This is a genomic window from Natronorubrum halalkaliphilum (assembly GCF_009834785.1).
GTDB lineage: Archaea > Halobacteriota > Halobacteria > Halobacteriales > Natrialbaceae > Natronorubrum > Natronorubrum halalkaliphilum.
Map to the genome: position 1 here is coordinate 1 of NZ_WUYX01000011.1, position 24,412 is coordinate 24,412.

The 24,412-nt window shown below is 62.0% G+C and carries 24 protein-coding genes, 3 tRNA genes and 2 pseudogenes; 11 read left to right on the forward strand and 18 right to left on the reverse strand.

Annotation, left to right across the window (positions count from 1 at the left end; translation table 11 throughout):
* Nucleotides 1–72: 72 nt before the first annotated feature.
* A pseudogene (locus tag GS429_RS02330) lies at nt 73–249 on the reverse strand (ISH3 family transposase); the annotation flags it as partial.
* A gap of 539 nt (nt 250–788) precedes the next feature.
* Between GS429_RS02330 and GS429_RS02335 the strand changes: the two are divergent.
* Nucleotides 789–947 (forward strand): hypothetical protein, encoded by a 159-nt coding sequence (locus GS429_RS02335; RefSeq protein ID WP_160062359.1) that lies wholly within the window; start codon nt 789–791, stop codon nt 945–947.
* Between the two features lie 279 nt (nt 948–1,226).
* Here the strand turns inward: GS429_RS02335 and GS429_RS02340 are convergent, their stop codons facing one another.
* The 3 genes from GS429_RS02340 to GS429_RS02350 form a co-directional block, all read right to left on the reverse strand.
* Nucleotides 1,227–1,805, reverse strand: a complete 579-nt coding sequence (locus tag GS429_RS02340) for a cadmium resistance transporter (RefSeq protein WP_328821202.1) — start codon at nt 1,803–1,805, stop codon at nt 1,227–1,229.
* A 166-nt stretch (nt 1,806–1,971) separates the two neighbouring features.
* Nucleotides 1,972–2,043, reverse strand: a tRNA-Thr gene (locus GS429_RS02345).
* Between the two features lie 164 nt (nt 2,044–2,207).
* On the reverse strand, nt 2,208–3,074 hold the full coding sequence (locus tag GS429_RS02350) for a DUF7114 family protein (protein ID WP_160062361.1): 867 nt from the start codon (nt 3,072–3,074) through the stop codon (nt 2,208–2,210).
* A gap of 61 nt (nt 3,075–3,135) precedes the next feature.
* Between GS429_RS02350 and GS429_RS02355 the strand changes: the two genes are divergently transcribed.
* Both GS429_RS02355 and GS429_RS02360 read left to right on the forward strand, forming a co-directional pair.
* A complete protein-coding gene (locus GS429_RS02355) occupies nt 3,136–3,846 on the forward strand; it encodes an enoyl-CoA hydratase/isomerase family protein (RefSeq protein WP_160062363.1) in 711 nt (236 codons plus the stop codon).
* A gap of 75 nt (nt 3,847–3,921) precedes the next feature.
* Complete coding sequence (locus tag GS429_RS02360) at nt 3,922–4,461, forward strand: GNAT family N-acetyltransferase (RefSeq protein ID WP_160062365.1); 540 nt, start codon at nt 3,922–3,924, stop codon at nt 4,459–4,461.
* 18 nt (nt 4,462–4,479) lie between these two features.
* Here the strand turns inward: GS429_RS02360 and GS429_RS02365 are convergent, their stop codons facing one another.
* Complete coding sequence (locus tag GS429_RS02365) at nt 4,480–5,280, reverse strand: NAD+ synthase (protein WP_160062367.1); 801 nt, start codon at nt 5,278–5,280, stop codon at nt 4,480–4,482.
* Between the two features lie 217 nt (nt 5,281–5,497).
* Between GS429_RS02365 and GS429_RS02370 the strand changes: the two genes are divergently transcribed.
* Nucleotides 5,498–5,568: transfer RNA gene (locus tag GS429_RS02370), tRNA-Gly, on the forward strand.
* A 208-nt stretch (nt 5,569–5,776) separates the two neighbouring features.
* On the opposite strand, the gene GS429_RS02375 is transcribed toward GS429_RS02370, so the two are convergent.
* The 5 genes from GS429_RS02375 to GS429_RS02395 form a co-directional block, all read right to left on the reverse strand.
* Nucleotides 5,777–6,742, reverse strand: a complete 966-nt coding sequence (locus GS429_RS02375) for a transcription initiation factor IIB (RefSeq protein WP_160062369.1) — start codon at nt 6,740–6,742, stop codon at nt 5,777–5,779.
* A gap of 330 nt (nt 6,743–7,072) precedes the next feature.
* Complete coding sequence (locus tag GS429_RS02380) at nt 7,073–8,437, reverse strand: hypothetical protein (protein ID WP_160062371.1); 1,365 nt, start codon at nt 8,435–8,437, stop codon at nt 7,073–7,075.
* Between the two features lie 209 nt (nt 8,438–8,646).
* Nucleotides 8,647–9,081, reverse strand: a complete 435-nt coding sequence (locus GS429_RS02385; protein ID WP_160062373.1) for a universal stress protein — start codon at nt 9,079–9,081, stop codon at nt 8,647–8,649.
* Nucleotides 9,082–9,219: 138 nt separating this feature from the next.
* Nucleotides 9,220–9,582, reverse strand: a complete 363-nt coding sequence (locus GS429_RS02390; protein ID WP_160062375.1) for a hypothetical protein — start codon at nt 9,580–9,582, stop codon at nt 9,220–9,222.
* Nucleotides 9,579–9,839, reverse strand: coding sequence for an amphi-Trp domain-containing protein (locus tag GS429_RS02395; RefSeq protein WP_160062377.1), 261 nt, complete (start codon nt 9,837–9,839; stop codon nt 9,579–9,581). The genes GS429_RS02390 and GS429_RS02395 overlap by 4 nt, the downstream gene beginning before the upstream one ends.
* A gap of 245 nt (nt 9,840–10,084) precedes the next feature.
* Between GS429_RS02395 and GS429_RS02400 the strand changes: the two genes are divergently transcribed.
* Entirely contained in the window at nt 10,085–11,005 is a 921-nt protein-coding gene (locus GS429_RS02400) for an NAD(+)/NADH kinase (RefSeq protein ID WP_160062379.1), read from the forward strand.
* Nucleotides 11,006–11,013: 8 nt separating this feature from the next.
* Here the strand turns inward: GS429_RS02400 and GS429_RS02405 are convergent, their stop codons facing one another.
* From GS429_RS02405 to GS429_RS02415, 3 genes are all read right to left on the reverse strand, one after another.
* Nucleotides 11,014–11,676: a DsbA family oxidoreductase gene (locus GS429_RS02405; protein ID WP_160062381.1), complete on the reverse strand. Its 663-nt coding sequence runs from the start codon at nt 11,674–11,676 to the stop codon at nt 11,014–11,016.
* Between the two features lie 77 nt (nt 11,677–11,753).
* A complete protein-coding gene (locus GS429_RS02410; RefSeq protein WP_160062383.1) occupies nt 11,754–12,536 on the reverse strand; it encodes a DNA-directed RNA polymerase subunit epsilon in 783 nt (260 codons plus the stop codon).
* Nucleotides 12,537–12,950: 414 nt separating this feature from the next.
* Complete coding sequence (locus GS429_RS02415; protein WP_160062385.1) at nt 12,951–13,877, reverse strand: nucleotidyltransferase domain-containing protein; 927 nt, start codon at nt 13,875–13,877, stop codon at nt 12,951–12,953.
* A 742-nt stretch (nt 13,878–14,619) separates the two neighbouring features.
* On the opposite strand from GS429_RS02415, the gene mptA reads away from it, so the two are divergent.
* From mptA to GS429_RS02430, 3 genes are all read left to right on the forward strand, one after another.
* Complete coding sequence (gene mptA / locus GS429_RS02420; protein ID WP_160062387.1) at nt 14,620–15,558, forward strand: GTP cyclohydrolase MptA; 939 nt, start codon at nt 14,620–14,622, stop codon at nt 15,556–15,558.
* A gap of 234 nt (nt 15,559–15,792) precedes the next feature.
* Nucleotides 15,793–17,061, forward strand: a complete 1,269-nt coding sequence (locus GS429_RS02425) for an RNA-guided endonuclease InsQ/TnpB family protein (RefSeq protein WP_160062407.1) — start codon at nt 15,793–15,795, stop codon at nt 17,059–17,061.
* A gap of 74 nt (nt 17,062–17,135) precedes the next feature.
* Nucleotides 17,136–17,912 (forward strand): MBL fold metallo-hydrolase, encoded by a 777-nt coding sequence (locus GS429_RS02430; protein ID WP_328821203.1) that lies wholly within the window; start codon nt 17,136–17,138, stop codon nt 17,910–17,912.
* Between the two features lie 21 nt (nt 17,913–17,933).
* On the opposite strand, the gene GS429_RS02435 is transcribed toward GS429_RS02430, so the two are convergent.
* Nucleotides 17,934–18,737, reverse strand: coding sequence for a TrmB family transcriptional regulator (locus GS429_RS02435; protein ID WP_160062391.1), 804 nt, complete (start codon nt 18,735–18,737; stop codon nt 17,934–17,936).
* Nucleotides 18,738–18,824: 87 nt separating this feature from the next.
* Entirely contained in the window at nt 18,825–20,477 is a 1,653-nt protein-coding gene (locus GS429_RS02440) for a DUF255 domain-containing protein (RefSeq protein WP_160062393.1), read from the reverse strand.
* A 157-nt stretch (nt 20,478–20,634) separates the two neighbouring features.
* Here GS429_RS02440 and GS429_RS02445 point away from each other — a divergent pair, with 157 nt between their 5' ends.
* The gene (locus tag GS429_RS02445; protein WP_160062395.1) at nt 20,635–21,252 is read left to right on the forward strand and encodes an FxsA family protein; all 618 of its coding nucleotides are present in this window, start codon (nt 20,635–20,637) and stop codon (nt 21,250–21,252) included.
* 67 nt (nt 21,253–21,319) lie between these two features.
* A tRNA-Ile gene (locus GS429_RS02450) sits at nt 21,320–21,393 on the forward strand.
* A 511-nt stretch (nt 21,394–21,904) separates the two neighbouring features.
* On the opposite strand, the gene GS429_RS02455 is transcribed toward GS429_RS02450, so the two are convergent.
* Both GS429_RS02455 and GS429_RS22570 read right to left on the reverse strand, forming a co-directional pair.
* Nucleotides 21,905–22,510 (reverse strand): hypothetical protein, encoded by a 606-nt coding sequence (locus tag GS429_RS02455; protein ID WP_160062397.1) that lies wholly within the window; start codon nt 22,508–22,510, stop codon nt 21,905–21,907.
* 74 nt (nt 22,511–22,584) lie between these two features.
* Nucleotides 22,585–23,037 (reverse strand): HNH endonuclease, encoded by a 453-nt coding sequence (locus tag GS429_RS22570; protein WP_425438173.1) that lies wholly within the window; start codon nt 23,035–23,037, stop codon nt 22,585–22,587.
* A gap of 441 nt (nt 23,038–23,478) precedes the next feature.
* Here GS429_RS22570 and GS429_RS02465 point away from each other — a divergent pair, with 441 nt between their 5' ends.
* Nucleotides 23,479–23,712, forward strand: coding sequence for a hypothetical protein (locus GS429_RS02465; RefSeq protein ID WP_160062401.1), 234 nt, complete (start codon nt 23,479–23,481; stop codon nt 23,710–23,712).
* A gap of 118 nt (nt 23,713–23,830) precedes the next feature.
* On the opposite strand, the pseudogene GS429_RS02470 reads toward GS429_RS02465, so the two are convergent.
* A pseudogene (locus GS429_RS02470) lies at nt 23,831–24,412 on the reverse strand (hypothetical protein); the annotation flags it as partial.

The following is a 24,412-nucleotide window of genomic DNA, read 5'->3' on the forward strand; positions in this document are numbered from 1 at the left end:
CGTGCTGATGTGTCTCGTTTACAATATCAAGCGTGCCGTTCAACAGTGAAATCCGACGCCGTATGGCGATTCAATGGAGCCGATCGAGGTCCCGCCGGCGCTGGCGCCGGCGAGGACCTCGTACAACGTCTCCGTCGTTACCTCGACGTTCTCTCCGAGGTCAATCGGAAGATCGTCACCGAGGCTGTTGACGACAAAATTAAGCAGATGCTCTTCCTCTATCACACTGTCTGCTTGTGTAGGCTTCACACCACATCCAAGCAGACACTCACTCTAACCCGATGTGATCGACTGAGATTTTGTCAGCCGGTGCCTGCTGAATAGAGGGAATGGATGCGGCACGACAATTCGGTTTGTTTCACACCGAAAGCGGTGAACTATCCGCTCACTGCACGTGCAAATTGAACGTCGAAGAGAATATACATGGCAGAATAGTGTTATCCAATAATGGCTGAGATAAATACTGCACTTGCCTTCAAGCAGTCAATCACACTCATATTGACTTTATCAACAGCAATAGGACTCGTCGATTATCTCTTCAGTGACTCCTTCGTATCTGGTATTCTATACGGGTTTCTAATGGCAGTTCTTATCTTACTCTTTTACTATTGGTCAGACATGCTCGGCAATCCCGAACACGCAGGATGGCCGTTCAATAACAGTAGATAGTAGCACGATTTCTTTATTCAATCTCACACCTGAAACTGAAACAGACAATTCGGTAACTGAGTGTGCGGACGTAACATTCAGGAATCTCTCTAATCTGATCGATGATAGGGAGCATATGAATGGTTGATTCATCGAAGACCGGCGCAGTTCTGATATTGCTGGCAATGCTTATTCCTCCAGCATATATCGCCGCTGTAGCGGCTGATGTTGAACCTCTTCCCCACGGACGGTTGTTTGGGCCGTTGATGGTCGGCCTTATTATTCTGGGTGCGAAATGAATACTCAGTGACAAGTGATTCGACGGCAATAGTCTGAGACGTGAGTCCGTTATCTGTTTGACCTGTACTGAGCGTTCAGCCTCTCGCAATGGTTGCTCCCTCTGTGCATGCGCATTCGTGCCCTGTATCCAGCGGCGACTGGACGTTCGACTCGGAGTCTGTCAGAAACTGCGTGCTGAATCCAGAGCAAATCTGCCACACGGTGGAGCGGCTGGACCCGCGGTAGATCCGTGAATTGGAACGCAATGTGTACATCGCGGGACTCGTTTCCTGTGGAACTCAGACAGCGATCCAGCCGGAAACGATGACGTAACTGCCGACGAAGATCAGCACCGTTGGGACGAGCCACCTATCGATCCACGCTGGATGCGGGAGATCACGTGTGAGGCGAGTGACCAGAACCGCAACGAGGAACAAGACGCTGGCGCCGATGGTGTAGACGACTACCACTGCGAGGAGTTGCTCCGGTGTGAGGCCGACGAAAAACGGGATATAGACCGCTAAGTTCTCACCGTTCAGGGCGATCGCTGTTACGGTGACGACCCAGACCCGACCCCTCGATCCCGGGGTCACTTGGAGTTCGTCGCCCTCTGGGTCGGGTTCGCGCCGAAATAGTCCCCACAGCCCCATTCCGATCGGGATGCACCCAAGCAGGAACGTCCAGCGCTGTAGCACGCCGGTCACGACGAACGCACCGAACACGGCCCCACCGATCCCGACAAGATACCCCCCACAGTAGCCGAGTAGCACTTCGACGGTGGCGTAATCCTCATCTAGACAGAAGGCGACGACGACGAGCAGTATATCGATGTTGGTTGCGATAAATAACCCCACCGCGACGACGAAGAGTGTCTCCACAGTTCGAGGAAAGGTAAGATTGCCTATAACTATTTGGACCGCGGCTCCTGACTGCTTTCAGTCCACATTCGCGCTCCGTATTCGACAGGATTCGTGAAACCGGTCACGGGTCGAGGGGTTCGACAAAAAAGATTACACTCGGAGTGCGATCCGTGACAGATGAGAAAGCCTAGGCCGGAATTTGAATCCGGGCTCTCGTCCTTACCAAGGACGCGCTTTACCGCTAAGCTACCCAGGCACGCATTCTACCGTTGTCTCGAGACGTCTTTATGGCTTTCGATTCGCCACCGGGCGTGGGTCCGCCTGTCGCGGTTGGAGTTGTCTCCTACGGTGCTGGAAGCCATTATCGGCGCAACCGGGAGATGACAGCGATGACAGCGAGAAATCGGGACGGCAGACGTCTCAGTGATCCGTCGCGGACGTCGCTCGATCGGTCGTGTAATCCTCTGGGGAGTGCTCCGAGAGCGTCGGCTCGAGATCGGTGAGACACTCCGAGGCTGGCGGGAACGAGGTGCCAACGGCGTCGGCAATCGCGTCGACGGTGGCGAGCAGTCGCGGGGAGGTGCTGGTGCCGACCGCGGCGGTGCCCGTGAGGACGGCGAGTTCGAGGATGTCCCGCTCGAGGTTGGCGTCGATGGCGGCGGAATCGAGTTCGGAACCGCTCGAGTCCGCAGGGCTTTCGCCGTTTGCGACCGCGGTGCGGCGGGTCTGGTCGCGGCCGAACGCCTGCACCGTTCGCACCGCCTTTCCGGCGGCGTCGGTCCGAGCGAGCAGGTAGAACCCGCGGGCAACGAGGATGTCGGCGGCGAGGATTTCGAGGTCGCCGGCGTTGCTGTCGCCGGTGCTGTCAGCATCGGCGGCCCACGGTTCGTCGTGGGCGAGCGATCGCGTCAGTCGCAGCCCCTCGTAGATGAGTTGGACGCCGGCGGCCTGTGTGGCGATTGCGTCCGCGTCGGGGCCGAGGTTGGGTTCGGGGTCGGGGTTAGGGTCCGGATCGGGATCAACGGCGGCATCGGCGTCGGGCTCGGTCTCGAGAGCACGATCGCTATCGCCGTTCGATACGGGCTCGTGGCCTCGGGTTCGGTTGGCGTCGCGGTCGAGAACGGAACGCTCGTCGGCGGTCGTCGCTACGGCGCTCTCGATGGTGAGGACGCCGGGAACCATCGAAGCCTCGTTGAGCGTGGTTTCGATGAGATCGTACAACTGTGGGGGGTCGACGTCCGCGACGGCTTCGTGGGCGGCACGCCGACAGCTGTCGGCCTTTTCCATTGGCAGTGGCTTACGACGGCGGAGCCAAAGACCTTTGGAAACGTCCGGTAGACTGGCGTACATGATCGACGTCGAGACCGACGCTACCCGATCGATTCGGACTGTGACGCTCGCCCGTCCCGAAGCGCGTAACGCCCTGACCGTCGAGGGTCTCGCGGACCTCGAGACGGCGATCGACGACGCCGAGGCGTCGGTGATCTACTTGCAGGGGCGTGGCCCCGCGTTCTGTGCGGGTGCGGACCTCGCCGCCGTCAGCGACCTCGATGGCGACCGCGAGCGAGCTGGCGAGTTCGCTCGCCTGGGCCAGCGCGTCGCCCGGACCATCGAGGAATCGCCGGCGGTCGTCGTGGCCGGTATCGACGGCCCCGCTCGCGGCGGCGGCCTCGAGCTCGCGCTCGCCTGCGACGTCCGCGTCGGGACGCCCGACTCGACCTACGGCGAACCTGGGGTCACCTTCGGCCTGTTCGGTGCCTGGGGCGGGACCGTTCGCCTCCCGCGCGTGCTGGGCGAGGGCGACGCCCTCGAGTTCGCGCTTTCGGGTCGGACCGTCGACGCCGAGGAGGCGTTGCGGATGGGACTGATATCGCGACTCGAGGAGGAGCCGCGGACCGTCGCGGAGTCGATCGCCGCGAACGCGACCGACGCGATGGCCGTCCTGAAACGCCGGATCCGAGACGACCGCGAGCGGGCAACCCAGGAGCGACTCGAGGCGCAGGCGTTCGGTGACCTCGTTGCGGCCCACGCCGACGATATCGACAGCGTCCTCGAGTGAGGTGCTGTGCACTGCAGTGAGACGAAACGTGTTCGTAACCCAACTGCTTTAACCGCAGGGTGAGACTCACGACCAATGTCTGAGACGGTATTTCTCTCCGGCGGCCGCGTCGACCTGCGACCGATCGAGGAAGACGACCTCGACTTTCTGCAGCGCGAGATCAACGAGCCGCGGATCTGGCGGGCGATCGGTCGCTCGAGACCGATCAACGGGGCTCAGGAACAGGAGTTCTTCGAGAACGTCGTCTGTAACGACGACACGGTACAGCTGCTGATCGTCGCCGATTCGGAACCGGTCGGGACGATCGGTCTCAACTCGATCCAGTGGGAGTCGCGACGGGCGGAACTCGGCTACTGGATCGCAGCCGATCACCACCAGCAAGGATACGGCAGCGACGCGGCGGAACGGCTCGTCGCCTACGGCTTCGACCAGCTTGGCCTGCACAAGCTCTCCGCTCGCGTCTTCGAGTTCAACGAGGCTTCACAGGGGCTGCTCGAGTCGGTCGGATTCACGCGGGAGGGCGTCCACCGCGACGGCGAGTTCATCGACGGCGAGTTTCAGGACGTCTACTGGTACGGGCTCCTCGAGGACGAGTGGCGCTCGCGCGCGGGATAGTCTGGGAGTGGGGAGCGGTTAGTCCAGCGGCTCCGGCGCTGGCGGCACTCGTCGCTTGTGCTCGCTGCCCTCGTACATCCCGCGGACTTTGTCGACGGTCGCCGCGTCGACCTCGAGTTCTCGAGCCGTTGCGGCGACCGACAGTGGACCGTCGATGTGGGTCGCGAGGATCGAATCGAGCGTCTCGTAATCCATGCCCATCTCGTCCTCGTCCGTCTGGTCGGCCCACAGCTCCGCGGTGGGTGTCTTCGCGGCGAGCTCCTCCGGCACGCCCACGTGTCGGGCGAGTTGGCGGACCTGCGCCTTGTAGAGGTTCCCGATCGGGTGACAGTCGACCGCGCCGTCGCCGTACTTGGTAAAGTAGCCGACCGCGGCCTCGCTGCGATTTCCGGTCCCCAACACTAGCCGATCTTCGTGGTTCGCGACGAGATAGTTCAGGACTCCGCGAACGCGCGCTCGAGCGTTGCCGACAGCCACGCGGTCGCCCTCGGCTTCGGGATACGCCGCGAGCAGCGCATCGATGACGGGCTCGACTTCGATGACGTCGTAGCTAATCTCGAGCATCTGGGCGACGCGTTCGGCGTCGCTCATGTTTTCGTCGCTGCTGACGGTCGATGGCAGGACGAGTCCGTGGACGTTCTCGGCTCCGAGCGCGTCGACGGCGAGGTAGGCCGTGAGCGTGCTGTCGATGCCGCCGGAGAGGCCGAGAACGGTCCCCTCAGCACCCGCGGCGTCGACTTGTTCGCGGATGAACTCCGTAAGGTGGTCGCGACGGTGTTCAAGTTCTTCCTCCGAGAAACGAAGGTCGAGCGTAGGCATGAGTATCGGTACGGGTGGCCCGTCCTAATAGCCTCCCCTCACGGGTAGAAAGTGGACGAGTGTTCGGTTCTCCGCCTGTTGTCTGTGGCGGACCTATGTGGGAACGCTACGTTGAAGTGGAAACGACCGGTACGTTCAGTGGATGCAGTGCGCTGGTGGTGAGCAAATCCATCGGATTTGCGATTCACAGGGCACAAACGACCGAAACGAGTGCAGTGCGCTGGTGGTCTAGTGGGAGGACATGAGCTTCCCAAGCTCATAGCCCGGGTTCAACTCCCGGTCAGCGCATTCGTTCTCCAGAAGGGATCCGAGAATCAGTAACGACTCTTGTGACACTACTTTTTACGTTTACTGTGCCTGATACCGAGTGCTGACGGCGAGGCAGATGCAGACGACGAACAATACAGTGACGTTCCCAGATCGATATCGGGAAGCGACACCGATTCGCGGGCTCCCGTCCGGGCCGGCGACCAATTCCGCTCGAGCGTGTCGACAGCTACTCGTGAATGCCCATCGCTTCGATCTGTTCCTGGTACCGGTTTCGAATGGTGACTTCGGTCACCTGCGCGACGTCGGCGACCTCGCGCTGGGTCTTCTTCTCGTTACAGAGCAGCGAGGCCGCGTAGATCGCGGCCGCGGCGTAGCCGGTCGGCGACTTCCCCGAGAGGAGTCCCTTCTCGGTCGTCGTGTCGATGATCTCGTTGGCTTTGACCTGCACCTCTTCGGAGAGTTCGAGTTCCGAAGAAAATCGCGGGACGTACTGCTTCGGGTTGACCGGCTTCATCTCGAGGCCCAGTTCCTGGGCGACGTAGCGATAGGTGCGGCCGATCTCCTTGCGGTCGACCCGGGAGACGGCGGCGACCTCCTCGAGTGACCGCGGAATCCCCTCCATCCGACAGGCGGCGTAGAGCGTGCTGGTCGCGACGCCTTCGATCGATCGGCCGCGGATGAGGTCCTCGTCGAGGGCCCGCCGGTACATGACGCAGGCGACCTCGCGGACGGATCGGGGGATTCCGAGCGAGGAGGCCATCCGGTCGGTCTCGGAGAGGGCGAACTGGAGGTTGCGCTCGCCGGCGTCTTTGGTACGGATGCGTTCCTGCCACTTTCGCAGGCGGCGCATCTGGTTCCGTTTGTCCGAGGAGAGCGACCGTCCGTAGGCGTCCTGGTTCTTCCAGTCGATCGAGGTCGTCAGCCCCTTGTCGTGCATCGTCTGGGTCGTCGGCGCGCCGACGCGGGACTTGTTCTGTCGCTCGGAGTGGTTGAACGCGCGCCATTCCGGCCCGCGGTCGATGTTCGTCCCCTCGACGATCAGGCCACATTCGTCACAGACGAGTTCGCCCTGGTCCTCGCTTTTGACGAGCGTTCCCGTCTCGCACTCGTCACACACCCGCTCGTTGTCCGTTTCCTGTGTTTTCTCCTCTGTTTCAGAATCACGTTGACGCTGGCGGGTGGAACTAGCCATTTCGAGATAACATCGGAGGCCCAGCGGCTTAAGGGCTTGGCGAAATTCGGCCAGTGCTGAAGTCAGTTTCCGTTCTCGGACCGGTCGCTCTCGATCTCGCACCGCGGAATCCGTGGCATACAGTGTCATTCTCCCAGCGGAGGCGTATGCAGCTCCGCTTCGCGGCGGATGCGCCGAAATCGAACCGAACCGTCGCGCCGTCGTCACCGCCGCTCGAGCGCTCTCCGTCGCGAGACCGGTCGGGAGCCGACGCTTTCGCTCGAGGAGGGGAGGTGAGACGACACGAGACGAGAGTAACTGAACTGTTCCTGCCTCGAGATCGGTAGCCGGTCAGAAGTAGCCGAGCAGGGTCCCGCCGAGGACGACCACCCACATCGTGATGCCCGCGATCAGCATGTCGTTGAATCGGCTGTCTCGAGTCGCCCGTTTCGCCGCGCCGCCGGCGATCAGACCCAGTGCGACGACGACGAGCATTCGCTGGAAGACGACGTCGACGGGCAGCGAATCCACGCCGAGCAGGCCGTAATCGAGCCAGATCGCGACGGCGAGTGAGCCCGCGGCGACGATCGCGGCGTCGAGTCGTCGCGTGAGCGTGCCGGCGATAGCGTAGGTTGCGACCGGGATGCCGACGGCGATCACCGGATACAGCGCCGCGGCGATCATGTGTGGCGTCATGAACCCGACCCGTCGCTCGAAGAGGAGGCCGCCCATCCGCACGCCGAGGAACAGCGCGAGGATGGTAAAGAAGAGGATGATGTGGCCGGCCTCGATGCGATCGTAGGCGGCTGCGATCCGGCGGCGGTCGACGTCAGTCAGGTGGTCGTCGATGGCCTCGGGCGCGTGTTCGGAGACGCGTTCGGAATCGCGCTGCTCACTCACGGCGCTCCCGGCCGACCTGGACCGCTTGCGAGCCGCGAGACCCACGCCTGCGGGCAGCACGACCATCCCCGTAAGATCGACGACCGTCGCCCAGCCGTTCGCATCGGAGGGGCCTTCGTTGCCGAGATAGACCCGGCGGACGTCCTGTTCGACGTCGACCCGCGGATGCTCCATGAAGTCCGACTCGATCTTCGTCTGGGCGGCTTCGACGCCGTCGACGCGGTGACGGAGCGTAAACCAGTCGAAGTGTTCGGTGTGGCCCTGCATGACGACCCACTGGTCGTCCGGGTGAGGGCTCTCGTAGAGGCGGATGTGATACCGCTGTCCGTAGTAGTCGCCGTCCTCGAGCTGGGCGGACTCCGTGGTCCAGTACGCGTCCTCACCGGTTCCCGGATCGACGTAGGCGTAGCGCGTCGTTCCGTGGGCGTCACCCCACTCGATGCCCGTTGCGTGCCGGTCGTGCTCCTCGAGGAAATCCTGCTCCTGGAAGACCGTCTCGTTGTCCTCGTACTCGGCTTCGACCGCCTCCATCTCCTCCCATTCCCCGTCGGCTTCCTCGGTCATCGCTCGGAGGATATCGTCGGTGTCGCCGCGGACGATCACGTTGAGCGGGCTGCGCTGCTGGAAGCGCTCCGCCGGGCTGAGAAACCGCCAGAACTCGCTTTCGGAGTCCTCGAGCGCGGTCATCCGCGGCGTCACCTCCGTTTCGTCGGGGGCGACGTCTTCGGTCGCCGGCGAGAACAACAGCGACGGCCCGCCGACGAAGAGGGCGGAGAGTGCGAGCAACGCGGCGGCGACGACGAGCGAACGACGCATGCTATCCCTACTAGCGAGAGGTTACATATCAATATAGGTGGTCGATGGCCGGAAACGGGGACGGCAAACAGCGAGCGTTCGAGCGGTCGGCCGCGGATTCATACTATCGGGCAGAAGTCATTGAGAAGTCGGTGGCGAATTCGCGGCCGTCCTCGGCGATAACGGCCGCAGTAGCGCGACCGATCTTCGAATAGTTCTGTCCGGCAGTATCAGCGGCCGACATCCGGTCCGACCGTCAGGACGGGGACGGATGCCTGCCGGACGACTCGTTGGGAGACGCTGCCGACGACGTTACTCTCGTACTGGTCACCGCTCGTTCCCATCACGATCAGATCGATGTCGTGGTCGTCGGCGTACTCGCTGATACACTCGGCGGGGTGGCCCGCGTCGATGGCTGTCTCGACGTCGAGACCGTGATCTATCAGCTCCGTTGCAACGCCGTCGACCGCCTCGTGGGCGTTCTCACGGAGGTCCCCGCGGATGGCTTCGACGCGGTCGTCGTCGAGGACCAGAAAGGCACGGTCGTCGACGACCGACAGGACGTGCACCGTCGCGGATCTCGTCGCTGCGATGTCTGCTGCGTGTTCGGCGACGACTGCTGTGTGGTCGCTTCCGTCAGTGGGAACGAGGACTGTATCGTACATTGGGGCCTCGGTGAGAAACTCGAGTCGGATACCTAAGTGATTGCTCCCGTTCCCTACGCGTGGGAATACCGGCCCGCACCCGATCTGTGACCGGAATCAGCGAGGCTGCATCGAGCGACGTCGGCCGGTACGCTGGCATCAGAGTCCCGGAACGCCGAGGACCTCCGGAGTGACGACGCCGAACTGTGCGGCTACGGACACGAGGCCGACCGCGACGAGCCAGGCGACGATGCCGATCCCGGCTGCCGTTCCCCAGCCGCCGGGATAGAACCAGTTGATCACCCCGATCCAGGTCACGAGCATCAACACAACGCCGAGTAACGGTATCCAGCCGACGAGGTAGCTCGCCCCCGCCCAGACGGCTGCGCCGACGAGCGCGGTCATCGCCGCGGTGGCGATGCCGGCGTCCCGATCCAGGAGCAGTCGGACGCCGACGACGATCGCGACTGTGCCGACGAGGAGACTCATCCCGAAGACGATGGCGGCGTCGATAGCGGTCATCGAGAACCAGTCCGGGTGAGGTCAGAGCCCGGTACGATACGGTCGATCGTCTCGTGGCGGTCCCGTCCGAGCGAGAACTGCTCCGCGACACCGACGGCACGATCGACGGTTTCGGACGGCTCGAGCGCAACCGTCCCGGTGACGATCTCGGCGCTGTTCACCTCGGCATCGCCGTCGAACGCTTCAGTGGGCGTTCCACGGGACGCCGCGACTGTCCCTCGAGGAAGTGGGTCATCGGCCCTCGTCCGGTGAGCCATACCGTTGGTTGCGGTGATACCCGCAAAAGTATGGACAGCGAACGAGACATAACGCGCTCTTACTGCGTTCGATCGGCCGATCTGCGGAATCCGAACACGACAGACTCCGACAACGAACGTGAATCGGCCGCGACGGGAACCGGCCGTTCTCGAGACGGTCGCCGGAATCACGACGCGCATAACGTGTCGGACCGGCCGCCGACCGACGCGTGGGTTTTTGATTGCGGGGCGGGTAGGCGGCGACGATGGAGGTCGCCGTCGGCATCGTCGCTCAGCGCGACAACGAGCGGGCACAGGCACTCGCCGCGAGGCTGGTCGAAGCTCTCGAGGGCGCACGCGATGGGGAAGATGCAATCATGGCCGATGTTGAAGAGACAGCTAGCGAGGAGGTGACGGCTGGAGCCGGTGTGGAAAACCCGGATGCGACGGTCGTCATCGACGAAGCGACGGGTGAAGCGGTCGACGCGACCGCCGTCCCGGTCGCTTCGATGACCGATCGGGATCTCGTCGTGAGTATCGGCGGCGACGGAACGCTGTTGTTCGTCGCTCGCGAGGTCGGTCCGACGCCGATCCTCGGGGTGAACCTCGGTGAAGTCGGCTTTCTCAACGCCGTCGCACCCGAGGATGCCGTCTCGGTCGTTACCGACCTCGTCGCGGACTACCGTGCGGCCGGTCGCTTCGAGGGCCGCGAACTCGCTCGCCTCGAGGCGACGACGCCCGACGCCGACTGGACGCTCGAGCCCGCGCTCAACGAAATCGTCGTCCACGGCCCGCGTCGGGGACACGGCGGCGGCGCGACCGTCGAGATCGCGGTCGACGGCGAGCGCTACGCCGAGAGTCACGCCGACGGCGTTCTCGTGGCGACGCCGACCGGGTCGACCGCGTACAATCTGAGCGAAGGCGGACCGCTCGTTCATCCGGGAACGGACGCGCTCGTCGTCAACCAGATGGCCGCCGCCGACGCGATGCCGCCGCTGGTCGTCGATCCGGGGACCGACCTCACGCTCGCGATTTCGAACGCCGACACGGCCTTCGTGATCAGCGACGGCCGCAACCGACGCCGACTCGAGCCGCCCGCGACGGTCGACGTTTCGATCGCCGCCGATCCCGTTCGGCTCGTCGGCCCGCGAGGGAAGTTCGCTACGAACCTCGAGAAATTGGACTGACCGCGCCGTTACCGTCTCGCACCCGGTTCCGCGTCCGTGCCCGTGCTCGTGCTCTCGAGCAAGGCCTCGAGCTGCGTCGGTGGCACGGCCCCACGGGCGACCTGCTCTCCGGCGATGAACGTCGGGACGCCCGTGATTCCGCGCCGCTGGGCGCTGGAGAATCGATCCTCGAGTTCGGTCCGGAGCCCGTCGTCGTCGATCGCCGAGCGAATCTCGTCGACCGGAAGGCCGACGTCGTCCGCGATCGTCGTCAGCACGTCGCTGTCGCCGATGTCACGACCGTCCTGCCAGAGCGCCGTGTAGATCGCGTCGTCGAACGTCTCCCACCGGTCGGGATACTCCTGTTTGACGTACCACGACGCCTGCTGGGCCGGCAGCGAGTCGACGTCGGTCGCGATCTCCTGGGCCATTTCGACGTCGTACTCTTTCTGTAGCCGACGGACGTTCTGTTTCGCCTGCTCGAAGTACTGGTCGTCCTTCCCGTCGTCGGCGTCGTGGTCGATCGAGCCGTCCGGATTCCGCTTGCCGCTCCGGAGATCGAACGGCCGCCAGTCGACTTCGAGCGACTCCTCACGGGTCTCCCGATACTGCTCGAGCGATCGTTTTCCCAGGTAACAGAACGGGCAGACGTAGTCGGCGTAGAGCTCGAGTCGGTCGGTTGAATCGGACATGGCCTCCGTAGGGCTGGGGAACGGAAAAGTCGACGGCAACCGGCACTCTCCTCGTCATTGAACGGAGCCGGGAACGATCAGCTTCCGTTCGCGTCCGCGCCCGCTGTCGCGCTCGCCTCCCCGTCGTCGTCGTTCGTTCCGGTCGCGTCCGGAAGGTTCGGATCCCGGTACGGGTTCCGACCGTAGGCCGGGAGGTCGTCCTCGAGTTGGTCTTTGAGGACGCGGCGGAGGCGATTCAGGCTCGTCGTATCCAGTCCGTACTCGGCGGCGAGGCGCTTGAACGTCTCCTCGTCGGTGATATCGTGGGCGCGGTACTGGCCGAACAGTTCGTCCATTCGCTCGGCCGACAGCGCCTGGGCGTCGATATCGTCGAGACCGAAGTACGCCTGCCGGTCGAGGTCGACGACGTGGCGGATGGCCACCAGCGCCACCTTCGGGATGGCTCGCTGGCTACCGAACTCCGTCAGGTCGATCTCGTCCATGACGCCGAGCGCGAGGTCCCGTTGCCACGGCGTCAGGTCGAGGGCGTTACACAGCGCCTGGGTCGTGCGCAACCGATCGAGCCGGTGGGCGCGCTCGCTGTAACCCGGCGTCGCCCCGTGTTGTTCGTCGTGGAGTCGGCGAACGCTGTCGGAGAGATCCGATTCGGGCGACTCCGCGCGGCCGATGACGGTCGCACTCGGTGTAACGACGCCCCATCGCCGAACGGTCGAATCGCGCTGGACGTCCGCCCGGGAGAGCGCCCCGGAGCCGGGCCGCGTCTCGAGGCGTCGCTCGGATTCGTGGGCGGATTTCGGGCTGTCGCCGACGGCCACAGTCTGATCGGCGCCCGGACCGGGTTCAGCACCGTCGTCTCTCATTACGTCCCGGTCAGACAGGCAGACGGAAAAAGGCTCGCTCGTATCGAACCATCGGTCACAGAGACTGACAGTCCCGATAACAGGTTCTGTACCCGTCTGACGGATAGCGCCGCTGCTCGTCAACGGTGACGCCGTGAAAAGCTCCTCGTAGCTTCACCTTGTGACCAGAAGTACTTAAAGAAAAACGGCTGCTTCGGCTCTCGACCGACGAACCGACGCGAGAACGTCGTTTCTGTTGGCGATCTGACACTCGAACAGCGGCCGGTACCACACCGAATTATCGAGTCCGTTTCCGATACCGGTGGCTGATCGGTCGGTTGTTCCTCGAGAAGCGGCGTTCTCCCGTCGTAGCTTCACCTTATGACCAAAAGCACTTAAAGAACGGACGGGATGGCGGATACCCGTACCGAGCGGCTATCGAACCGCAGCGATCAGGTCGTCGATGAACGCGTCCATTCGTTCGACAGCGGGTCCATCGCGTGCGTGTACCAGCGGATCGATCTCTTTCGGCGGGTGTGCAAAGTCGCGGCCGACGGCGTCGCCGACAGTAGCGGCTCCCTCCCCCGCCCGTTTCCGCTCGAGTAACTCGCGGGCGCGGTCGATTCGCGTCGAATCGAAGATGGCCGGGGCCTGTGCGGTCAGGAACCGCTCGAACTCGAGCACCGGCAGATCGTGTCCGTCGCGTTCCCCCGTGGCTTTCAGGTACCGTGCCGACATCGCGGCGCGATAGATCAGTAGATTGCGTTTCACCGTCGGTTTCGTCTGCGTTTCAGTAAAGCGCTCGTCGTCGGCCGGGACCGTCGTCGTTCCCTCGGCAGTCTCGACGACGTACGCGCCCTCGCGAGCGTCGACGATCGGAAAGAGCTCGTCGTCGTTGCGAACCAGATGGTGCGAGAGGTACTTCCGGTAGTTGCTCGCCGCGATGCCCCGACAGGCGTGGTACAGTTCCATCGGATTGTACGTCCGCTCGATGTACGCGCCGAGGTCGTCCGGATCGAAGGCGACTCGGTAGCGGATCGGACTCCTGAGCAGATCGATCGCGCCGTCGTTGGACTCCGCGAGCAGGCCCGCGAACGTGCGAACATCCCAGCCCTGCAGTTCGATCTCGCCCGCCTCCTCGAGAATGGTCCCCTCGACCCCCTCGAGGTGGGCGTACCGACGCAGATCGTTCGGCGCGAAGACGAAACCGACGTCGTAGTCGCTGTCGGGACTCGCCGCGCCCCAGGCGTGGCTACCGCGGGCGACCGCCAGCGCGACGCGCACGTCGCGATCGCGCTCGATCGCCTCCAGCAGGTCGTCGACGGTTTCGTGAACGTGATCCGGAACGGCAGTTACGGTCATCGCTGTCGCTCGAGACGTAGCGTGCGGAAAAGTGGGCGGACCATGCCCGAATGCCCTTCGTAGCTTTACCTTGTGACCAGAAGCACTTAAAGAACGCCGGCTGTCGATGTCCGGAGGTGAGCCAGTCGTCGGAGAGAACTGCCGCTGGTAGAGTTATATGCTCGAGAACGTCGACCTCCCGACATAGCTCCACCTTGTGACCAGAAGCACTTAAAGAATCGATGGGCGACGTAGTTCGATCATCGACTGGGCGGGAAGCGCGCTTCATACGGACCGCTGGAAGTCAGTACCGGCGGGACCGCGACCCGTCCTACGGTTCCAACCGGTAATTCGTTACAGTAGACCGTATCGGACGAACTGAAAGACCGACGTACTGCGCTGACCGCGCCGGACGCAACGCTGGTGAACTATTATTCGTGAGAACCGACCGTCCTCCCGTCGTATCTACACCTTGTGACCAGAGGTACTTAAAGGACGTTCGCCGTCGACGAGAGGGTATCCGTTCTCAAGCCCCAGCCATCGCTATCGAGAATCGAACGCAAAGAGAACCGGCCTCCCGTCATAGCTCCACCTTGTGACCAGAGGCACTTAAAGAACGCCGAGAGGAGAACCATCTCCTCCTCACACCACAGACCACTGGTTTCGGCCGCGTCAGCATCGATTCTCGAGTCGGTTCGTCCTCCGGAGACGCCAAACTACGCCTTCCGAAAGGTTGAATCGCCCCCTTCCCCGAATGCGGACAATGAGTCACCAGCTCCCGGACGTGCAGGCAACGTCGCCCGACGTCACCGTCGGCCTGAGTCAGGTCGGCGTCACCGGCGTCGACAAACTCGTCAAACTCGCCCGCGAGGGTAAACGCCCGATCGTGCTCACGGCCGAGTTCGAGGTCTTCGTCGATCTTCCCGCCTGGCGCAAGGGCGCGGACATGAGCCGCAACATGGAGGTCATCGACGAAATCCTCGAGGACGCGACCCGCGAGGAGGCCTACCGCGTCGAAGAGGTCTGTGGCGACGCCGCGGAACGGCTCCTCGAGAAACACGACTACACCTCGACCGCGAAGGTCTCGATGGAAGCGGAGTTCATGCGCCGCGAACAGACGCCCGCAAGCGACCGCGAGACCCAACACACGGTCGACATCATCGCCTCCGCCACCGCGACCGAGGAGGGCACCCGTGAGGAGATCGGCGCGGAAGTCACCGGCATGACCGTCTGCCCCTGCTCGCAGGGGATGTCCGCCGCCCGCGCAAAGCAGACCCTCGAGGATCTCGGCGTCGAAGCGGGAACGATCACGGAGTTCTTGGAGGAAGTCCCGCAGCCGGGTCACTCCCAGCGGGGCCACGCGACGCTGACTATCGAATCGAACGGCGATCCGGAGGTCGACCTGAACGACATCATCGACATCGCCCGCGATTCGATGAGCGCCCGAATCTACAACCTCGCGAAGCGGCCGGACGAGGATCACATGACTTACGCGGCCCACGCGGACGCGAAGTTTGTCGAGGACTGCGTGCGCGCGCTGGCCGAAGGCACGGTCGACGAGTTCGGTCACCTGCCCGACGACGCGGTGATCACGATGAAACAGTCAAACGACGAGTCGATCCACCAGCACAACGCCCACGCCGATCGCGTCGTCGAGATGGGGACCCTGCGCGAGGAAGTCAACGAGAGCGATCGAGCGTGAACCGTTCGGCCGGCGTGACCGGCCCCGAAAGCGCCGTTCCGGTCGATTCCAGCAACGCCTGTTGACGAACCGAACCACTATGGGGTGAACAGGCGCAAAACCTCGCCGTTTGCGACGGGGGTACGCGCCGTCACCGGATGACGTTACCCACCAATGACTACCCGGCTGGATATTCCACGCTCAACCACTATCTTTAATACAGAATATTCCATAAGTTCTTATGGAAACAGTTCGATGCTGGAGACAACCCGCACCTATCGAGCGAAAATCGTCAACCACCCCCAAGTGAGTGACGACCTCGACGAGTGCGGACACTCAGCATCGAAACTGTGGAACGTCGCCCGCTACCACACCCAGCAAGAATGGGATGAAACCGGTGAGATTCCGTCGGAAGCCGACCTCAAGCGCGGATTAAAAGACCACGAACGATACAGTGACCTACATTCTCAGTCAAGTCAGCGAGTTCTCGAAGAGCTTGCTGAGTCGTTCAACGGTTGGTTCAAAAAACGCAAGAACGGCGACACAGACGCGAATCCACCCGGCTACCGAAAGCGAGGAGACAACCACCCACGCTCCACCGTTACGTGGAAACAGATGGGTATCAAGCACGATTCTAAGCACAACCAACTCCGCCTGAGCAAGGGATTCAACCTGAAGAACCACCGTTCGGACTTCATCCTCGCGGAGTACGAGACACGACCGGACGTGACCGTGGAGAACATTCAACAAGTGCGGGCCGTGTGGAACGGTGACCGCTGGGAACTCCACCTCGTCTGCAAGGTCGAAATTCCCGTCGAGGACGCCCCCGGCGACAACACTGCTGGAATCGACCTCGGCATCAAGAACTACCTCGCCATCGCCTACGACGACGGTGACGCCGAGTTGTACCCCGGAAACGTGCTGAAACAGGACAAGCACTACTTCACCCGCGACGAGTACGATACGGAAGGCGAGAACGGTCCATCACGCCGTGCGCTTCGCGCTCGTCAGAAACTCTCGCGTCGGAAAGACCACTTCTTGCACGCGCTCACCAAGCACATTGTAGAGCGATGCATCGACCACGAGGTCGGTCGCATCGCCATCGGTGACTTGAGCAAGATTCGTGAGGCCGAGAACGGGGATTCTCGAAACTGGGGTAACCGTGGGAACAAGAAACTCCACGGGTGGGAGTTCGACCGCTTCACCACGTTGCTCGAATACAAGGCGGAGGAACACGGTATCCTCGTGGACCGCAAGAGCGAGCGCGACACGAGCAAGACGTGTTCGTGCTGTGGCCGGAAGCGGGACGCGAATCGCGTGGAGCGTGGATTGTACGTCTGTGATTCGTGCGACGTGGTGATGAACGCAGACGTGAATGGCGCGGTGAACATCCGCAGAAAGATAACTCAGAATCCTCCAACTGGGGATATGAGTAACGGTCGTTTGGCACGGCCAGTAGCCTACCTGTTCAACCAAACCTCGGGGCACTTCGCACCGAGCGAACAGGTGGGTTGCAAACCTTAATATCCCAACGCTCGGGAATCCTCGCCCTTCAGGGTGGGGAGGATGTCAACCGTGCGACCGGGATACGATTTCGTGTGACAGTACGACACGGAGCGCTATCAGTCACGTGTCTCGGCTACGCCACCGCCAGATTCGAGTCCGCGAGCGGGACCGTCGTCTACGTCGACCCCGGTCGGTACGGGACGCTGACCGGCGAGTGGGACCGAGACGTTCCGCACCCGCGCGGGCGGGACTACATCGAGCGCGACGCCGATCTCGTTCTGGTGACCCACAACCATCACTACGACTCCGACGGAATTCGCCGCGTTGCAAGCGACGACGCGACGATCGTGGCCTACGAGTCCATCAACGCCGACGAAATCCGCGAAAGCGGCCGCGACGTCGACGATCTCGAGTCACTGCCCTACGACGTACGGCGCGTCGCCTACGGGGACGAAGCGATCGTCGAGGGCGTCGATCTTGAGGTCGTCTCCGCGTTTAACCATCCCGACGGGTCGAACGTCGATGCGAACGGCGAGCCGATCCACCCGGAGGGCTTCGGCTGTGGGTATCGGTTCGTCGTCGACGGAACGAGCGTGTTCTGGCCCGGGGATAGCGACGTGCTCGATAGCCACGCGGAGCTCGAAGCGTCCCTGTTCGTGCCGCCGATCGGGAAGAATTTCACGATGAATCGAAGCGAAGCGGCGGAACTGGCCGCCGATATCGACCCCGACCTCGTGCTCCCGATTCACTACAACACGTTCCCCGATCTCGAGGCCGATTCCCGGGCGTTCGCCGCCGACGTCGCGGCCAGCGGTGTCCCCGTCGCCCTCGATGAATCGGAAACCGCTCACTTCCGTTCGCCGCAGTAGCACCGGCGGGAGACCGGAGGATCAGAACTGAAGCGGCTCGGCTTCGTCCCAGCGCGGAACGAACTCGTCGTGGACGTTCGCGGCGAACTCCGGATCTTTGAGGTCGATCATCCCGAACGCCTCGCCCGAGGAGAGCGGGTTCGGGACCTGGATGCACACCTCGACGCCGTCAATGATGTTGAACGATCCCGAAATGTCGTCGTGGGTCCGCACGTCGAAATCGTCGCGCTGCTGTAAGGTTTCTCGGTAGCGCCGGCCGACCTCCTCGGAGAGCGACGGCACCACCTCGCGTGCCAACAGGAGATCGACGGTCACGCCTCGATCGAGGGCGTCCTCGAGTTGGGCGTTGACCGCCTCGCTGACCGTCTGGAGATCCCACTGGGGCGTGGGGTCGGCCGACACCATCACGATGTGATCGTCGGCGGCCGCGAGTCGCTCGAGGAGGAGATCGACCGTCTCTTCGGGGCCGACGGCGGCGGTCCAGAACTGATCTTCGACGGGTTCGGCGGCGTCGAGTTCGTCCGCCAGATCGTCCACGATCGACTCGTACTGATCGGCCTTCTCCTCGAGTTCGCGTTTCTTGTCGTCGAGGAGTCGATCGAGCGCCGTCGCGGGCTCGACGGCGACGTACTTCTTCGGCCGGCTCGCGGTCTGGCTCCTGACGAGATTGTACTGTTCGATGCTGTTTAGCACGTCGTAAATCCGCCCCATCGGCACGTCGCTCGCCCGCGACAACTCTTTCGCCGTTGTGGGGCCGGTATTTAAGAGGGATCGGTACGCTCGAGCCTCGTATTCCGAGAGGCCGAGGTCCCTGAGGCTAGCCATACGGTGAGCCACCAACCGAAGAAACATAAACGCTGTGGTGGTTTGATACTCGCGGTTACTGGACGCCCGATAGCCGGGCGCTGACCGTCACTCGAGTATGCCCTGGACGCGTTCGCTCAACTTTGCGGGAGTTTCGGCGGGGGCTGAGAGGCGGTCGCCCAGTTCCGCTCGTGCTGTTCCCGGCTCCAGTTCGTCCGCGGCGTCGGGGACGACGATCTTCTCGTGGTCCGCGAGACGCAGGGCGGCCCGATGGAGGTCCGAGCCCGGATCGTCGCCGACGCGGATCACCAGCGGCCCCTCGAGCAGTCGGGCGGCAGCCGTCGCGTAGCGGGCGATCTGGACGCCGAACCGATCGCTCGCACCGGCGAACGCCTCGAGCGTTTCCCGTGCGAGGTCGCGGTAGCGGTCCGCACCGGTCAAGACGGCCAGTTCGAGCAGGCCGTCCGCGAACGCGACGTTCGCATCCAGCGGCCGGAGCGGCCGGTCGAGCAGCCCGACGCCCGCGGCCGGCCCGTCGAGGAACGAATCCTCGTCGTGCAGTCGGTCGATCGTCGTCTCCGCGACCGCAGTCGCGTCCTCGAGAACGGCCGGCTCGAGTGTGCTCGCCGCCGTCGTCAGCGCCGCCAGGCCGCGTGCCTGGTTCGTGAGCAGCGGAATCGGGTCCCCGTTATCGTCGCGCGCCGGGCCGTCCTCGAGCGTGTGGACGACGACGCCGTCCGCCAGCAGATCGTCTCGGAGCGTCTCGAGTGCGCGTTCGGCGTATCGCCGAGCGCGTTCGTCGTCGGTGTAGGCGTAGTACGTACACAGCCCCTCGATCGCCAGCGCGTTCGGGCCGGCGAAGACGCCCCCGTCGACCGGCGGTTCGGTCGCCCCCGCGCGGTCCGTCGCATCGAGCGTGTGCGCGTCGTCTTCCCCGGGGGCCTGACTGTTCGCGAAGGCCTCGGCGTCGTCGTTCCACAGCGTCGTCGTGAGATAGTCGATCGTCCGTTCGGCGGGTTCGCGGTACTCGTCTTTGCCGGTGTGGAGGTAGGCGTTTGCAAACGCCCGTACGAGCGCCCCGTTGGAGTCCAGCAGCTTCTCGTACTGGAGCCCGGACCAGTCCTGATTAGCCCCGAACCGGTAGAAGCCGCCGTCGTACTCGTCTAACAGGTTCGCGCTGACGGCGTCGAACGAACGCAACGCCATCTCCCGATCGCGTTTGAGCGCGAACTCGAGGGCGTCGGGCAGCGGGAACTTCGGACTCTCGCCCCAGCCGCCCGCGACCTCGTCGTAGGTCTCGGTCAGTTGCCCGAGCATCGCGGACTCGATATCGCTTGTGAGTTCGCCCGCGGGCGGGTTGTCCTCCCGGAGCGGACGCGGAATCCGTGCGGCATCGTTCCCCTTCGTCTCCCACATGGTCCGGACGCTGTCCAGGACCTGGCGCATCCCGTCGGGGCCGAGATAGCCCGCGCCGGTCAGAACCGCCCCCTCGGGATCGAGAAACACGGTCGACGGAAAGCCGCCCATGTTGTATCGATCACGCACGCGCGGGTACCGGTCGACGTCGACCCGAACGGGCACGAAACTGTCGTTGACGTTCGCCGCGATCCGGGGCTCCGCGTAGGTCTCTTCGTCCATCTCGTGGCAGTGGTCACACCACGTCGCGGTGAGCGAGAGCAACACCGGAACGTCCGCCTCCGCGGCCTCGTCGAAGGCGTCCTGTCCCCACTCGCGCCACTCGACGCGTGTCGGATCGTCCATACCGGAGCCTCGAGTGTCGCGGGCGTAAGCCCTTCGTTCGATCCTCAGGGTCGTACCGTTACGGGGTTTCGAGGCCGCCAGCCCGCTCGAGGCGTCCCATTTGCCCGACCAGACAGGAGCGTAAAGCGTTTTCACCCTCGGCTGACTATATCGGGGCATGCTCCGGTGGATTGCTGCGCTGTTGCTCATCCCGTTTCTCGACGCGGTGATCCTCGCCGTCGTCGTCAGTCAGACGACGTACATCGGCTGGGTGGGGATGGTGCTACTCGTCGTCTTGACCGGACTCGTCGGCATGTTGCTCGTCCGTGCCGAGGGTCGCCGAACCATCCGGAAGATGCAGCGGTCGCTGGCCCAGGGGAAGCCGCCGACCAACGAACTGCTCGACGGCGGCCTGCTGATCGCCGCCGGAGCCTTCCTGCTCACGCCCGGGCTGGTCACGGACCTTATCGGTTTCCTGCTCGTGATTCCGCCGACCCGGATCCCGATTCGGGCCGGCCTCAAACGGTACGTGATCGTCCCCTACGCGGACAAGAAGACCGGCGGGTTCGCCAGCGGTCAGGTCTGGACCTTCGGCTTCCCGGACGAGGGGATGGGGAGGGCTCGAGACGATTCTCAGTCCGAGTCGACCGACGGCGGCACGTACGATCTCGGTGCCGACGATTACACCGTCGACGCCGAGCGCAGTGAGGACTCGTACACGATCGATTTCGAGGACGATCGTCTCTCGGATCAGTCCGACGAGCGCGACGACCGAGACGACCCCTCCGCTCGGTAGCGGTTCGCACGGGCCCTGAAGAAAGAAACGCTTAAACATCCCACCGAGCAACTACTGAATGCGAAGCGGGCCAATAGCTCAATCAGGTTGAGCGCCACTCTGATAAGGTGGAGGCTCTCGGTTCAAATCCGAGTTGGCCCACTCAGTTTCTGAACGGTTCTTAGACACCCGGTAACGCTAGGTTTAGCGCTCAACAGTTCCGTTCACGGCCTTCGAGGAAACCGGTGCCCCTCGATTTTCGCCGCTTAGTTGATTCACTTCTGAACGCGGGTCGCCTCCGTCTTGGGATTCCGATTAGTTGAAACGGTTGCGTAGTTGATAAAATTTGGGGTGAGGTGAGGGATGCCCTTTCCAAATCAGGCCGGATCAGATGACTCCTGGTTCACGCGACGTGTTCTGGAGAAGAGATGGATCGGAGGTAGCTCGGCCAGTACTCGAAGCTAACCAGATCAAGAACTGTCGGGAATGTTGATGCTGCGGAGCGTATCCAAAAAACGCTTGTCGAAATATCGCTGTTGACGAAGAGATCACCTTGAAAAACCAGTGTTGAAGCCGTGACTCAAGTGCAGGATTGTGAAAGGGACAGTCCGGCCAAGCGGTACAGGCTGAGGTGCTCGCAGACTTATGGCCACTATTGTCAACGGAGACCCAATCAAGTGTCCGCGCTGTCAGCGTCCTCTTCGTAGAACTCGGCGGCCTCCTCAGCCGTCGAGGTTGACGTCTCGAACGGTTCGTCAGCCCCGTCCTCAATGTAGAGGACCTCAAAGGTCTCGGGACGAGAGTCCGCGTTGTACGCGTATCGGCCGAGAAGTACGCTGACTACGATTCGTTCACCGATGAATTCACCAGCAGCGTACGCCGTCTCGTTGAGATCCTCATCGTCATCCGGGTCAGAGTAGCTATCGGGGTACTCAACCACCATTTGGGCCGTATTCCCATCGTCAGTATAGCTGATGATCTCACCATCAATGTATAGTTCGTCGCCCTCCTCAGAGCCGTTTAGCATCTCGATACCTTCGAGGAGGGTCTCCAGAGCCTCTTCATGCCGCTCCTCAGGAACATCTACCTCGAAATCGTATGCACCCAAACCGACGCTGTCATCGGCACCGCCGTCTTGGGCATCTGATTCATCCGTGGCCCCTTCGGACTCGTCATCACCCGAATCAGTGTCGTCTGTTGGTAATGTATCGAGGCAACCTGCGAGAGCGATCCCACCAGCAACCGTTAAAAGTGAGCGTCGAGAGAATCGTTTCGGCATGACACTATCCTTCTCGAATGTACCGGATAAGTATTGGCAGCATAGGGTACTACGACGGTCCGATCTTAGCTGCTCTATTCCGAAATATTGCGGAGGAACGACCGAAGGGTATCGAGTACGTCCGGCCGGTCATCAACGATTGTTTCCAGCTCTCGATGCACTTCCGTGTGACAATCTGTACAGAGTGTGATGAGATTATCCGGATGGTCGGGACCACCGGCTGCTCGAGGGATAATGTGGTGAACGTTGTAGTCCGGTCCGGCTTCGTTCGTTGATGAGACGGCAACCTCACACCGTTGGCAGGTATACTCGTCGCGGTCGAGAACTACTTGTCGAGTCGAGTCCGTACTACGCGTTGAGTCGCTTAGTTGCTCTCCGTGGACGATGGTATGGTGTGCTCGCATAGCGACCGTGTTCGCAAAATCATCGCGGCCACACGATGGACACGCCGGAGCATCACCAGCAAACGCCGAAGCGTCAGAGCCCACGAGACTTTCTCCGTGAGCGATCGTGTGGTGTGCCTTCATATCAACCTCGCGGTCGAAGTCGTCTCTCCCGCACGTCGGACACTCGTAACCCCCCCATACCCCAAACTGCGACACACCCGCACTTGGTGGTTTTCTCAGCGAAACTGATCCGTACCCATATCAGGCAACGCTCTTCCGTAGGAGTTGTTGATCCAGTTGCGTTGCTCGTCTGCTCGATTGAGATCTACGTGTAGAGCGGTTTCTGATCGATAACACAGTTCATCGCAATCAACGCACAATCGCAAGAGGGCACTCCATCAACAATGAGCTACACAAGAGCGTTGAATGATATGTGAACGAATCGATATCTCGGGTTACATCCCAGCTCTATTGTTCCGCACGGCTACATCAGGTGCAACTCAGCCTAATTCTAACCAAGACCACTACTTTGCCAATAGGTACACAAGATTAACAGTACTGCTTTACTGACCAGTCTCAACAATGGAAAAGCCGAACGGCTTTACCGGAAGCACGTTCCCAACAGATATCTCGACAATACGAGTTACGGGAGATCCCCAGTTCATTGAAACCGTTGCGGGACTCTTCTCGTGGATCGTCGGCATGGAAGACTATAGCCGGCGCGTCGAAATCAATCTCCAAAAAACAGAAGACAAGGAAACCGGAGAACAAACCGAGAACTACGCTCTTTACCTGTCCGTAGCCGAACGAGGATAAGAGAAAACACGTTCGAGAGTAGATTGTCTGTACTAACCCCATTCCCAACACCAGAATTACCAAACCATGTTCTCTGGATTACCGCACGTCAAGTGGCCGTACAGGGTTATACGACGAGTCAAAGATCGTCAGTTGTAGACGCACTGCGTAAGTCACTAAGCGTCGTATACAGCAACCCTTGCATGCGGCTCGACTCTTCGCCGAGCGAAATCGGGGTAGATAGTTGCTGTATCGACTCAAACTGAATCGCCTTCTTCTCATCAGCGATCTCCTCTGGATCACGGGACAGATCATGCTGTGAGAAAAACTCGTCTTTCGACACAACCTCGGCAACCTTGCCAATCAACTGGACTTGCTGGTATGGCCGGTTCAGATACAGACAAAAATAATCGGGTTGCGACGCGATCCGGATGAATCCCCACGCCTCGTGTTCGTACACGAACGGCATCCCACGCTCAAAATCACACGCATACACCCCAACTTTCGCCCCATCATCACCAGGAACCTCACTCAATTCGGTAACAGGGAATAATGGCTCGTCCCGTTCCGCGTTGAGAATGACGTCATCACGCATTTCAATCTCATCTGCACGCTCTAACTCGGCTTTTGGATCAGGGAGCGTGTCATAGAAAGCGTCACGTACGAAGCAGCAGGGTGTGGAAAGTGTGTCCAGCACAACCACAACCCTGCAAGACGTTGC